The following is a 12,401-nucleotide window of genomic DNA, read 5'->3' on the forward strand; positions in this document are numbered from 1 at the left end:
TCGAATTGAACGCATTGATGACCTCTGAACTCAAGCATCTTCAGTTCGTTTGGGTATAAGCGCTCGGGCAACCGTCGAAATTAACTGATGTTATTGACACAGTAATTAACCGATGATGAATATTTAACCTTGGTTCAATTTTCACAATTCATGTTAGTTGAACTATTGAAAGAAAAATAAGAAAAAACGATTCCAACCCGCCACTTATATGGATGACTAATTCTTTCTCATTATTAAAAATCGCGTTCTCACATATCTTTCAATTGTTTCAGAAGGCCATTTACAGCATAAAGTCAGCGAACTGAAACATTTTATTATCCACGGGCAAATACAATGAAGTGGAGTTTCTCTTTCGTCGATATTCAGATTTGCCTTTTAGGAGATTAAAAATGACAACAGTATATGGAATTGAATTTGATTATCTAAAACTTGGTACGAACGAAGACGACACACTCAATGGTGGTAACGGTGACGGATTTATTAATGGTTTGGATGGCCAGGATACTATTGTAGGTTTTGGCGGCAACGACCTGATCCTGGGTGATGACATACCTATTGAAGACTACATCGATCTTAACAGTGAAGCGGTCCAACAAGCGCTGGTTGCACTTTACGAGTCCGTTCAGTCGCGTGATTTAAGCGACTTTTCAATCGAAGATATCCAATATGCTTTGTTTGGAGTACAAAACTTTATTGTCGAAAACCCCGAATTTCTAAGTGTTCTTGCAACACAAGGCGACAGCGACATGCTGATCGGCGGTGCTGGCAACGACATGATTTATGGCGGTGCAGGTGATGATGTCATACGCGGAGGCTCTGGAGATGACATGTTGATCGGTTTTGCCGGCGATAATTTACTTTTAGGTGGTGAAGGAAGTGATGTCATCACTGGAGGCATTGGAAACGATAGACTTTACGGAAATAGCGGCGAAGATTATTTGGTTGGCACTAGCGGGTCAGATTTTTACTTTGGCGGTGAAGGTAGTGACTATTTTATGTTTACAAGGTTGTTAGACACCGAAGAAAGCACAGATCGTATCGTGGATTTTGAACAGGGAACAGACAAGGTGGTGCTTTTTAATATCGCCACTGATTTTCAAGATCTTGCTTTTAATCAGTCAGGGCCTACCGTTGAAATTCAGGTCAGTGAAAACCACACCATCATTTTCAATAACTCACAAGTTGAAAACTTCACCGCAGACGATTTCATTTTTTACAATCTCTAATTTAGCCGGTATGAATATACGCTATACCTAAGAAGGCTGTTCATCAATGCTGAGAACGACTTCTACGACTTTAGGATAATGTCTTTATAGTGAGAAAATAAATCCTAAAGAATTATGGCGAAATAGAGCACACTGAGTCCGAAATCGGTTTTGTAGTGCGGTCGTCTGCCAATACTACTTTGCGCGTCTAATGGCGCGCATTTTTTTATTCCTTTCCAACCTATTTTTTCTCTCTCCGCGAACAATATTTCATTTGTTGTTACCGCTCCCCTGCTCTGGAAAAATTCTACTGCACAATAAAGTCAGTAGGTTATTGCCCCGTTACTACCACTTGACTGGGTAAATTCAAACAAGGAGAAAATAATGCCAACACAAAAAGCCAATGCAGTATGGGAAGGAACCTTAAAGTCAGGTAAAGGCGTAATGAAATACGGTGATGTTACTGGGCCGTTTACTTTCGCTTCCCGATTTGAACATGGTGAAGGCACGAACCCTGAAGAACTGATAGGTGCAGCTCACGCTGGATGCTACTCTATGTTCCTTTCTGCCCTTCTATCAGAAAAAGGTCTGGTTCCAACCATTTCTACACAAGCCAAAGTTCACTTAGGTGATGAGGATGGCCCCAAAATCACGCTTATTGAATTGGAATCTGAAGTGTCTGCAGATGGCCTGGAAGACAGCTTACTTCAAGAATTAGGCTCAATTGCCAAGCAGAAATGTCCTGTATCTCGTCTTGTGACTGGTGCTGAAGTGACTCTTCAACTGACCCTCGCTTAACGTTACTGACGCTCCTTATGCGATTCACTGAGGAGCGTCTTTCAAACTCGCTTTGTAAATACGGTTTACATCACGTTTCCTTGTCGCGTACTCTTTGATTAGACAAAAGATCACGAGGAACGACGGCTATGTTTTCAAAACTGTCTTCTATTTTAAAAGAAGTATTTTCGGAAGAAGGTGGTAGCGCCACTTCAAATGAAATGCGCTATCAGCGAGCAATGGCGGGACTACTGTGCGAAGTGGCTGGTGCAGATCACCAACTAGACCCCAGAGAAGAAGCCGCCAAAGTCAGCCTACTCTGCTCGCTACTAGACATTAAGCAAGATGAGGCAAACACCCTAGTCGAAGAAGCACAAAAGGATAGCCAACACTCCGTATCGCTCTATGACTATACAGACAAACTGCGACAGTTAGAGCAGAGCCAACGGTACGATTTAGTCAAGGCGATGTGGGAAGTCGCGTATGCAGACGGCAAGGTTGACCCACTGGAGGATTCCGTTATTCGAAAAACAGCAGAACTACTTTACCTGGATCACGCGCTATTTATTAAAGCGAAATTGGAGGTTACTAAGCAGTAAAGCGGCAAGCCACCCGATTACAGATATACAGCTACATTATTCAAGCACCAATGCTGGACACTGAACCAATTGAAACGGATTAAAATCCCTCCGTTGAATGATGCAGTCTATTGACTCAACATAAGAATCTGACCATCCACTTCTACTCGTTTGAGCCTTGTACCAAAGGTCTCCTCTAATTTAGAAACATCCATAACCTTTGCCGGTTCACCTTGGGCAACGATATGACCATGCTTCAGTAACACGACTCGGTCTGCATCGGATAGTGTCCGGTTGATGTCATGATTAGACATCACTACCGCGATACCTTTGTCTGCTATATTCCTGACGATTTGGTACATCACGCTTTGCTGGGCAATATCGAGCGCAGTGGCGGGCTCATCAAGTATCAGTAGTTTTCCTTCTGGGTTGATATCCGGCCATATCTGCAAACACACACCAGCCAGACGGACACGCTGCCATTCACCACCTGAAAGCTGGTCGGTACTGCGATTCAGTTTGTCAGCGATACCTAGCATTTCACATACTTCAACAACTGCGCTCTCCGCTGAGTCGGCGTCCAATTGATGGATAGCAGACAGGCTAAGGCTTAAATATTGGTAAACACCAATTGCAAAAGTGGGCTTCTGTTGCTGGTTCAGATAAGCACGCTGGCGTGCGAGAGACATGCTGTCAATTTTTCGCATGTCCTTGCCATTCAGTTCAACATCACCCTGCCCTTCAATTAAACCGGATAGGAGTTCGAGGAGTGTACTTTTCCCGCTACCATTAGCCCCTAATAGATGAACAATTTCTCCCTTTTCGGCTCGGAAGTTAAGCGGTAACAGGCGTGTACCCAACGCAATATTGCTTGCAATAATCATATGCGCCTCAACAGCATCCAGATAAACAGTGGAGCGCCAATGGTCGTTGTTACGGCGCCCACGGGTAGCTCAGCTTCGGCGATTGCCATTCGGCCTATTGTGTCAGCAATTAACATCAAAGCGGCGCCGGAAATGGCAGCAAGTGGTAGCAGGAATTTGTTTTCCGTTCCCAGCCAAAGACGTAGAAAGTGTGGCACAACAAGACCAACAAAACCTATCACGCCAGCCATCGCCACAGATGCCCCAACCAGAAGGCTCACTAAAAGGATTAAACGCCATCTTAAGGCGTCTGTATCCAGACCTAGTTGCTTTGCCTGCATTTCACCAAGCATCATCAAATCAAGCTTTTTACCCTGGAAACAGAGCCAGATAAGCGCAGGGACAACAATGATAGTCAATGTCAGTTGGGGCCAGTGAACACCTGACAAGCTTCCCATCAACCAATACATCAACTGACGTAAGTTAAGGTCGGAACTGAAATAAAACGCCCAAGTGACAATCGCACCAGATAAGATCCCGAGCGCGACGCCGATCAAAAGCAACCTTGCTGTCGACATCGTCCGCTTTCTGGCCAACATGACCAAAATCGCCGTAAATGCCAATGCTCCCAACATGGCGGCACCCATTAACCCATAAGGCGTGGCCAGTGCAGGAAAGAGAAACAGCACAACAACTAAAGCAAGGCTCGCCCCGCCTGATATACCCAACACCCCAGGCTCTGCCAGTGGATTACCAAGCAACACTTGCAATACCCCACCGGAAACCGCCAGCGAGGCACCAATGACAACCGCTGCAATAACTCGCGGAACACGCAATTCAACAAGAAGTTGCTGCTCGAGTTGCGAACTGACAGAAAAAGGAGATATCCAGATTTCACCAACGGACAAGGAAACGAACGCACTAACCGTGAGAAGGCAAAGTGAAGTGATAAGTGCGGCATGCCAGCGCCTTTCCCGACGCTGGACAAGTTGAAGTAAATGCATGGTTTTCGGGTTTTAATCGCGATTGCCGCCAACCATACATAGAACAGATGAAAATGAAAAGCGCTAACTTAAGGCGACAGGCCCCGGATCGCGTTCCACATTGACGTAGAGCGGCTTAGAAAGATCAGGTTCAAACGGTTGAACTAATAGAGCTGCACGCTGCCCTATCGCTACCTTTGAATTTGGAAACACCACCGCCTCACCGCCAGCGATCGCTGAATAAACGGTACCGTTTTCCTCTGCTAACTGCGCCCCTTCTGCAAAATAGGTAAAGTTTGCAGCATCATCACTGAATGCCAGATTAAAAGCGGCGTCTGTCTTGGTGATAGTTCGCGTCACTTTATAGTTTGAGAAGCCCTTTGTCGCTGAGGGTGCAGGCAAAGCCTTACCACACATTAATGCGACTAAAGCGTCTCGCAGTGGCACAAATTCTTCCATGTTGTTTTCATACAGACGAGCTACTCGCCCCATCTCAAAAGTCGCTGCCAATGCGCCAAATTTTTCGGCACTGAACCAGCTAAATGTCGATGATGGTGTGCGGCTCAACATGACTGCATCCATGTGAGACGCTTTTAAGAAGTTGACCAGCGGTCTGATATCAGTGGCTTTCGACGAAGCCGGTACAACACCAAACATATAATGCTGAGACGCTCTGATTGCGCTGTGCAGGTCAAAATGCCAATGCTCTTCACTACCCTTTTCAAAAAAAGACTGAACTTGCGCCTGTAGCTCATTGGCCATTTCACATTCTTTGTTTCTTCGAGGGTTCACACCCGCAAACAAACGGTTGAGGTTTTCTTCTATAAAGCGTGTGTGTGCGTGAATGGCATCAGGATGGGCAATGATAAACAGTAAACGTGATGTAGGCACGAAGGCTTCATCTAGAACGCTGGAGACCAAATCGTCGACAAGTTCGATGGGTGCGGTTTCATCACCATGAATACCTGAAGAGATCACAATGGCTTTATCAGCCATTGGTGGCGTAATTTCAACAACACCAATTGCGTTATGGCTGACGTTGACACCGTTAGAAAGAGTTATGCTGCTAGGGATGAAATTGCTGGGTGGATATAACGTGTGCTTTAGAAAGCCCCCGGAGAGTTGACTATCCATTTCAAGCTGTCCTTTTTGATTATTTTGTTTTATGTGTTCTTCTCGTATCTGACCCCCAATATACAAATTAAACACTCTGATAACAAACGCAATTAGACGCCTATATCGCCATGCGAAGATGCCGAAGCCCCTAACTTACAGGCAATAAAAAACCGCGGTTAAATAACCACGGTTCTTTGGAAAACTCTCGTACGACGATTAATTGTCTACTTTGGCTTTTTCGACACGTGCCTTCAGTTTTTGGCCCGGACGGAACGTAACAACGCGACGCGCCGTGATAGGAATATCTTCGCCCGTCTTTGGGTTACGGCCAGGACGTTCGTTCTTGTCACGAAGATCAAAATTTCCGAAGCCAGACAATTTGACTTGTTCGCCACTTTCTAACGCTTTACGAACTTCTTCGAAAAACGCTTCGACAGTTTCCTTGGCGTCCCGCTTGCTCATCCCGACGTTCTCAAACAGGTTCTCAGCCAAATCGGCCTTGGTGAGCGCCATAGGTCATTCCCTCAAGAAATGTTGAACACAAATGTGATACGTCGTATCTACACCACGATTGCACTGCGAAGAAATTATTCACTTGCTCCTTCGTCGGGCAGCATAATCTCCAGCAGCAACTATCGAACAGTGTAAGCCAACTGGCTGATTTGCGCCAACTTTTTTCCATATCATTATTTAGAACAGTGCTCTGTTTATGAGCTTTTCATTCTCGAGTCATGCATAAAAACTGAGACACGATATTGTGAATATAGTCATTAAGTGATGTTTTTACTGGGGTTTTAATCGTTTGCAAGTCGAGACTTGTTAAGATTATGATAAAACATAGATTTATCAGAATGATACGTGTTAGAACTTTTAGACATAAAAAAAGCAGCCATTGGGCTGCTTTTTTATTAATAAATTTGTAATTAGTCGCGAAGATGCGCGCCAAATTTCTCGCCAAGCGATGCTACAACAGATGCAACCGCCTCAGAAATATCACTTTCTTCCAAGGTGCGCTCAGTGGATTGCAGGCTCAAAGCGATGGCCAAACTCTTCTTGCCGTCTTCTACGCCCTTGCCCTTGTAAAGGTCAAACAGCTTAGAACCGGTGATCAGTGCATTATCGGTTTCCAAACAAGCACGAACCACAGCCTCTGACTCAACGTCGTCAGCAACAATCACAGCGATGTCACGGCGGTTAGCCGGGAACTTGGAGATAACAACCGCTTCTGGAATGACTCGAGTGTTAATCGCTGACCATTCGATTTCGAATACGATGGTACGGCCGTTCAGGCCAAACTTACGCTCAAGTTCAGGATGAACCGTACCGATGTAGCCCACGACTTTGCCATCGACTTCAATTGCTGCTGATTGACCTGGGTGCAGTGCTGGATGCTTAGCAGCTTTAAAGCTGTAGCTCAGCTCGTTTGCAGTCAGCTCCAAAATCGCTTCGAGATCGCCTTTCAGGTCGAAGAAATCGACGGTGTTTGTTGCGATGTCCCAGTGCTCTTCTGAACGAGGGCCTGCAATCACACCTGCCAACATCATTTCCTGACGCATGCCGTTTTCTGCGGCTTGTTCAGGGATAAAACGAAGACCTGCTTCAAACAGACGAACGCGTGGCTGTTGACGTTTCTGGTTGTAAGCAACGGTATTCAATAAGCCAGTCCAAAGGCTCAGGCGCATGGCTGACATGTCTGCTGAAATTGGGTTCGGCAGAATCAATGGCTCTACGTCTGGCACAATCAGTTTCTGTTGGTTTGGTTCAACAAAGCTATAAGTAATCGCTTCGTGGTAACCACGGTCAACCAGCAGATCACGAACACGTTTCAGAGGTTGATTCGCCTCTTTGTGTTCATTCATGTTCAGAGAGGCTACAGGCGCTTGGTTTGGAATGTTGTCGTAGCCATAGATACGGCCAACTTCTTCAATCAAGTCTTGCTCAATCGCCATGTCGAAACGCCATGAAGGCGCTTTCGCAGTCCAACCTTGCTCAGTCGTTTCAACTTCGCAGCCCAGACGGCTCAGGATCTCTACCACGTCTTCAGAAGAAATCTGGTGACCCAGCAGGTTGTCCAGCTTGGTACGACGCAATGCAATGGTGTTCGCTTTAGGCAGGTGCTCTTCAGACTCCTGACCTACGATTTCACCTGCTTCACCACCGCAGATATTGATAAGCAGCTGAGTAGCACGCTCCATCGCGTAGTTTTGCAGCGTTGAATCAACACCACGCTCGAAGCGGTGTGAAGAATCAGTGTGAAGGCCATAGCTACGTGCGCGACCGCGGATTGCGTCTGGTGCAAAGAATGCTGCTTCCAACAGAACGTCAGTCGTGGTTTCTGCATTTACGCCAGAATCCTGACCACCGAAAATACCTGCAATCGCCAGCGCTTTATTATGGTCAGCAATGACCAGCGTATTTTCGTTCAGCTCAGCTTCATTGCCGTCCAGCAGAACCAGTTTTTCACCTGGTTTCGCCATACGTGCAACGATGCCACCCTCGATCTTCGCCAGATCGAATGCATGCATTGGCTGACCTTGTTCCAGCATCACGTAGTTGGTGATGTCTACAATTGGGTCGATAGAACGGATTCCGCTGCGACGCAGTTTTTCTTGCATCCACAGTGGTGTGGCCGCTTTAACGTTAACGTTACGAACCACACGGCCCAAGTAACGTGGACACGCTGCTGGCGCTTCGATCGCAACAGAGATTTTGTCGTCGATTGCCGGAGTGACTTTCTCGAACGCTGGCTGACATACTTCAGCACGGTTCAGAACGCCTACTTCACGTGCCAGACCTTTGATGCTCAGACAGTCAGCACGGTTTGCAGTCAGGTCTACATCGATAGTCACGTCGTTCAGCTTCAGGAACTCACGGAAATCAGTACCAATCACTGCATCCGCAGGCAGTTCCATGATGCCATTTGACTCGACGTCAATACCCAGCTCAGAGAACGAACACAGCATGCCGTGAGATGGCTGACCGCGCAGTTTTGCTTTCTTAATTTTGAAGTCGCCTGGCAGCACAGCGCCAACTGTCGCTACGGCTACTTTCAGGCCAAGACGGCAATTCGGTGCACCACAAACGATGTCCAGCAGCTCTTCATCGCCAACGTTCACTTTAGTAACACGCAATTTGTCTGCATCAGGGTGCTGGCCACACTCAACCACTTCACCAACAACAACGCCGGTAAACTCACCTGCAACAGCTTCAATGTCGTCGACTTCCAGACCTGCCATGGTGATTTGGTGTGCCAGTTCTTCGCTGTTTACTGCAGGATTAACCCACTCGCGAAGCCAGGATTCACTGAATTTCATTTATCAATTACCCCAATGCTTACTTGAATTGTTTCAGGAAACGCAGATCGTTCTCGAAGAACGCACGCAGGTCGTTTACGCCGTAGCGCAGCATGGTCAGACGCTCTACGCCCATACCGAATGCGAAACCTGAGTATTTTTCTGGGTCAATGCCAACAGAACGCAGTACGTTCGGGTGAACCATACCGCAGCCCAGTACTTCCAGCCATTTGCCGTTTTTGCCTTTAACATCAACTTCTGCTGAAGGCTCAGTGAATGGGAAGTATGACGGACGGAAACGTACTTCCAGATCTTCTTCGAAGAAGTTACACAGGAAGTCGTTCAGGATGCCTTTCAGCTGTGCAAAGTTTACGTTTTCGTCAACCAGCATACCCTCAACCTGATGGAACATTGGGGTGTGAGTCTGGTCGTAGTCGTTACGGTAAACACGGCCCGGTGCGATAAAGCGCAGTGGCGGCTGGTTGTTTTCCATCGTACGGATTTGAACACCTGAAGTGTGCGTGCGCAGCATCAGATCCGGGTTGAAGAAGAAAGTGTCGTGATCAGTACGCGCTGGGTGGTCTTCCGCAATGTTCAGAGCATCGAAGTTGTGGAATGCGTCTTCGATTTCTGGGCCTGTTTGAACGCTAAAGCCAAGATCACCAAAGAAGCTTTCGATACGTTCGATAGTGCGGGTAACAGGGTGAATGCCACCGTTCTCGATACGACGACCTGGCAGAGTCACATCAATGGTCTCAGCTGCCAGCTTCGCTTCAAGCTCTGCACTTTCCAGTGCAACTTTACGCTCGGTCAGCGCTTGTTGAACTGCTTGCTTTGCTTTGTTGATGCTTGCACCCGCTTCACGGCGCTCTTCCGGCGGAAGTTTGCCCAACTGCTGAAGCTGGAGGGTAAGCTCACCTTTTTTGCCCAGGTACTTAACACGTACCTCATCCAGAGCCGCAACTGAATCAACTGCTTCGATAGCAGCCGTTGCGTTGGATAGAATCTCTTCTAGTTGTTGCATCGTTTCCTCATCTGCCTGTCTAGGCAGTGTCCTACGGGGGAGTAAAAGATATACCAATTCTCGTAGCAGAATCCGTCTTTCCAGTGCGAATTCGCATTGGCAGATCACGCTCTGAGAATTGGTATAAGACGTAACGGTACATAGTAAATAAACCGCGCCTCAAATCCAATCTGAAATAGCCGTTTAATGGCGGTCATGACTAAATCGTCGGCGATTTTATCACCTGATATTTTTCAACGACGTGAATTTACCCAGATTCAAGCCCATGGCAACGCAATTGACTAAGAAAATTGCTTATTGATTCACCACTTAGTGCGATCAAATACCAATATCTGTTCTGCGCTGAATGCAACTTACAGCCTCCGCTATCGTTACAGTCAAACTTTGATAACAGCACGTACAAGATGTCGTAGAAATCAGGCCCGAGTATGTATTTTCTAGTGGATGAGCTCTTGCTCACATTCAATAACGTAGAAGCTAAAAATAGGACAATACAATGGCAAAATTCAGTTGGCACATTACGGGTAAAAAAACCAGTTACTCGCTTTTTCTTCCAATAGTTATGTCAGCACAAGTACTCGCAATGGAAAATGCTTACCCACCTTCTCAATTATCACCGATTGATACTGCAAAAACGCCTATGTTCGTCTCGCTAGGCTTTGATGATAACAACGACTTAGAAGGTCTTAAGTGGGTTCTCGATACCCTGGCCTTTCACAAAAATCCTAATGGCATGGACAAACATGCTAATCGCAATCTTACCGCGTCATTCTTTATGCTTTGCGGCCAATCTAGGGAAAACGAAGACGCTTTAAACTTATGGCGACGCGCCCACCAAGCGGGCCATGACATTGGAAACCACACCGAAACACACCCGGATGACAAGGTGAACTGGAATCCTTTGGACAGTTGGATGACTCAAGAAGCTTGGCAGCAAGAAGTGACACTCTGTAATCAGTTTCTCACCTCCGCTGTTGAAGATGGCGGTATAGGTATTGAAAAAGCACATGGATTCCGAGCGCCTTTTCTTACCTACAATGACAACACTTTAAAGGCAGTCATTCAAAACGGTATAGCCTACGACGTCAGTTTTCCCGCAGGCATAACACCCGCCCATGACGGAACCAACAATTACTGGCCATACACTCTTGAGAACGGCAGTCCAGAGCATGATCTTGCCGTTAATAGTGGTTGGAAACCGCAAATAGCCAACTATTCAGGTTTGTGGGAAGTTCCTGCACACACATTGATCGTACCACCAGATAATCTGACATCGGAATATGGCATTGATTATTCTTTGAGGGACAAGATCGCCAAGCGTGTACCTTGGTTTGACCGTGAATCTGGCAAAGGTGACAACTTCGACTGGAACCTATACTCCGAGCCTGCTTGGGGCGCTGCTGGGCTCTCGGGAGATGAGGTGTTTGCCATTTATGCCTATAACCTGGATTTACGTTTGAAAGGAAACAGAGCACCTTTGGTTTTGGGATTACATTCCGGCTTCTATGGGTTGGTGAATGGACAAGAACAATATGGAATGCCGGGTTCGGACACCCAAAGTCGCCAAGCAGCCCTCTCCAAATTTATCGAGTATGCATTATCAAAATCTGAAGTGCGTTTTGTCAGCCACATTGAAATCATTGATTGGATGAAAAACCCTGAGCCACTGACCTTATGCCCAAAGGACGATTGGAATGTATATACAACATATGCTGAAGGCAGTGTCGTCATTTATCGGGGAGATAACTACAGAGCTAAATGGTGGACAACCCAGCAAATACCGGGGCTTTACGAAAACTCGCCTTGGGAGCTGCTGTCTTCTTGTACAGCGAACTGACGGTTCGATTTAGAATAGAAAAAGGGGAGCCGAAGCTCCCCTTTCTCACAAAGTCTATTCTGTAATAAATTACAGAGCAGCTTTCGCTTTCTCTACCAGAACAGAGAATGCAGCTTTGTCGAATACAGCGATATCAGCCAGGATCTTACGATCGATTTCGATAGACGCTTTCTTCAGACCGTTGATGAAACGGCTGTAAGACATACCGTTTTGACGAGCCGCAGCATTGATACGTGCAATCCACAGTTGACGGAATTGACGTTTCTTCTGACGACGGTCACGGTAAGCGTATTGACCAGCTTTAGTTACTGCTTGGAAAGCTACGCGGTAAACACGTGAACGTGCACCGTAGTAACCTTTAGCTTGTTTCAGAACTTTCTTATGACGTGCACGAGCTTGTACACCACGTTTTACGCGAGGCATTATGTCTCTCCTAAACTAATTCGTTAAAAATACTAAGAAAATTATGCGTATGGAAGCATACGCGCAACTGCACCCATTTCGCACTTAGGCAGAATTGAGTTAGGACGCAGTTGACGTTTGTTCTTAGTAGTACGCTTAGTCAGGATGTGACGCTTAGTTGCGTGCTTGAACTTGAAACCGCCACCAGTTTTCTTGAAACGCTTAGCAGCGCCTTTGTTTGCTTTCATCTTAGGCATGATGAATAACTCCGCATTGTATGCAATTAATAACAGTGTAATTTGGCGAACAAAGAGGCTATGCCC

At 46.4% G+C, this 12,401-nt stretch carries 12 protein-coding genes; 4 read left to right on the forward strand and 8 right to left on the reverse strand.

The genetic code is table 11. The features are described from left to right. Window positions 1-389 precede the first annotated feature (389 nt). The 3 genes from D515_RS16180 to D515_RS16190 all read left to right on the forward strand — a co-directional run bounded on the left by D515_RS16180 (window position 390) and on the right by D515_RS16190 (window position 2,581). A complete protein-coding gene (locus D515_RS16180) occupies window positions 390-1,226 on the forward strand; it encodes a calcium-binding protein (protein WP_002540089.1) in 837 nt (278 codons plus the stop codon). Window positions 1,227-1,589: 363 nt separating this feature from the next. Beyond that, on the forward strand, window positions 1,590-2,003 hold the full coding sequence (locus D515_RS16185; protein ID WP_002540090.1) for an OsmC family peroxiredoxin: 414 nt from the start codon (window positions 1,590-1,592) through the stop codon (window positions 2,001-2,003). A gap of 128 nt (window positions 2,004-2,131) precedes the next feature. Beyond that, complete coding sequence (locus tag D515_RS16190) at window positions 2,132-2,581, forward strand: tellurite resistance TerB family protein (protein WP_002540091.1); 450 nt, start codon at window positions 2,132-2,134, stop codon at window positions 2,579-2,581. Between the two features lie 107 nt (window positions 2,582-2,688). Here D515_RS16190 and btuD read toward each other — a convergent pair whose 3' ends face one another. The 6 genes from btuD to pheS form a co-directional block, all read right to left on the reverse strand. Further along, the gene (gene btuD, locus D515_RS16195) at window positions 2,689-3,444 is read right to left on the reverse strand and encodes a vitamin B12 ABC transporter ATP-binding protein BtuD (protein ID WP_002540092.1); all 756 of its coding nucleotides are present in this window, start codon (window positions 3,442-3,444) and stop codon (window positions 2,689-2,691) included. After that, the gene (gene btuC / locus D515_RS16200; protein ID WP_002540093.1) at window positions 3,441-4,427 is read right to left on the reverse strand and encodes a vitamin B12 ABC transporter permease BtuC; all 987 of its coding nucleotides are present in this window, start codon (window positions 4,425-4,427) and stop codon (window positions 3,441-3,443) included. The genes btuD and btuC overlap by 4 nt, the downstream gene beginning before the upstream one ends. Before the next feature lie 63 nt (window positions 4,428-4,490). Continuing rightward, window positions 4,491-5,540, reverse strand: coding sequence for a succinylglutamate desuccinylase (locus tag D515_RS16205; protein ID WP_002540094.1), 1,050 nt, complete (start codon window positions 5,538-5,540; stop codon window positions 4,491-4,493). Window positions 5,541-5,738: 198 nt separating this feature from the next. Then, a complete protein-coding gene (gene ihfA / locus D515_RS16210; protein WP_002540095.1) occupies window positions 5,739-6,035 on the reverse strand; it encodes an integration host factor subunit alpha in 297 nt (98 codons plus the stop codon). 410 nt (window positions 6,036-6,445) lie between these two features. Continuing rightward, the gene (gene pheT / locus D515_RS16215; protein ID WP_002540096.1) at window positions 6,446-8,836 is read right to left on the reverse strand and encodes a phenylalanine--tRNA ligase subunit beta; all 2,391 of its coding nucleotides are present in this window, start codon (window positions 8,834-8,836) and stop codon (window positions 6,446-6,448) included. 19 nt (window positions 8,837-8,855) lie between these two features. After that, window positions 8,856-9,839 carry a phenylalanine--tRNA ligase subunit alpha gene (gene pheS, locus D515_RS16220; protein ID WP_002540097.1) on the reverse strand — a complete coding sequence of 328 codons (984 nt, stop codon included), beginning with the start codon at window positions 9,837-9,839 and terminating at the stop codon, window positions 8,856-8,858. 496 nt (window positions 9,840-10,335) lie between these two features. Here pheS and D515_RS16225 point away from each other — a divergent pair, with 496 nt between their 5' ends. Further along, on the forward strand, window positions 10,336-11,676 hold the full coding sequence (locus tag D515_RS16225) for a polysaccharide deacetylase family protein (protein ID WP_002540098.1): 1,341 nt from the start codon (window positions 10,336-10,338) through the stop codon (window positions 11,674-11,676). 69 nt (window positions 11,677-11,745) lie between these two features. Here the strand turns inward: D515_RS16225 and rplT are convergent, their stop codons facing one another. Further along, complete coding sequence (rplT, locus tag D515_RS16230) at window positions 11,746-12,099, reverse strand: 50S ribosomal protein L20 (protein ID WP_002540099.1); 354 nt, start codon at window positions 12,097-12,099, stop codon at window positions 11,746-11,748. A 41-nt stretch (window positions 12,100-12,140) separates the two neighbouring features. Next, window positions 12,141-12,335, reverse strand: coding sequence for a 50S ribosomal protein L35 (gene rpmI, locus D515_RS16235; RefSeq protein WP_002540100.1), 195 nt, complete (start codon window positions 12,333-12,335; stop codon window positions 12,141-12,143). Window positions 12,336-12,401 lie beyond the last annotated feature (66 nt).

Source organism: Grimontia indica (assembly GCF_000333895.2).
GTDB lineage: Bacteria > Pseudomonadota > Gammaproteobacteria > Enterobacterales > Vibrionaceae > Enterovibrio > Enterovibrio indicus.

What these genes read in the sequence shown, in the direction of transcription:
- rpmI (WP_002540100.1), bottom strand. Translation starts at nt 12,335, where the DNA reads ATGCCTAAGATGAAAGCAAACAAAGGCGCTGCTAAGCGTTTCAAGAAA.
- ihfA (WP_002540095.1), bottom strand. Translation starts at nt 6,035, where the DNA reads ATGGCGCTCACCAAGGCCGATTTGGCTGAGAACCTGTTTGAGAACGTC.
- D515_RS16185 (WP_002540090.1), top strand. Translation starts at nt 1,590, where the DNA reads ATGCCAACACAAAAAGCCAATGCAGTATGGGAAGGAACCTTAAAGTCA.
- D515_RS16225 (WP_002540098.1), top strand. Translation starts at nt 10,336, where the DNA reads ATGGCAAAATTCAGTTGGCACATTACGGGTAAAAAAACCAGTTACTCG.
- rplT (WP_002540099.1), bottom strand. Translation starts at nt 12,099, where the DNA reads ATGCCTCGCGTAAAACGTGGTGTACAAGCTCGTGCACGTCATAAGAAA.
- D515_RS16205 (WP_002540094.1), bottom strand. Translation starts at nt 5,540, where the DNA reads ATGGATAGTCAACTCTCCGGGGGCTTTCTAAAGCACACGTTATATCCA.
- pheS (WP_002540097.1), bottom strand. Translation starts at nt 9,839, where the DNA reads ATGCAACAACTAGAAGAGATTCTATCCAACGCAACGGCTGCTATCGAA.
- D515_RS16180 (WP_002540089.1), top strand. Translation starts at nt 390, where the DNA reads ATGACAACAGTATATGGAATTGAATTTGATTATCTAAAACTTGGTACG.
- pheT (WP_002540096.1), bottom strand. Translation starts at nt 8,836, where the DNA reads ATGAAATTCAGTGAATCCTGGCTTCGCGAGTGGGTTAATCCTGCAGTA.
- btuC (WP_002540093.1), bottom strand. Translation starts at nt 4,427, where the DNA reads ATGCATTTACTTCAACTTGTCCAGCGTCGGGAAAGGCGCTGGCATGCC.
- D515_RS16190 (WP_002540091.1), top strand. Translation starts at nt 2,132, where the DNA reads ATGTTTTCAAAACTGTCTTCTATTTTAAAAGAAGTATTTTCGGAAGAA.
- btuD (WP_002540092.1), bottom strand. Translation starts at nt 3,444, where the DNA reads ATGATTATTGCAAGCAATATTGCGTTGGGTACACGCCTGTTACCGCTT.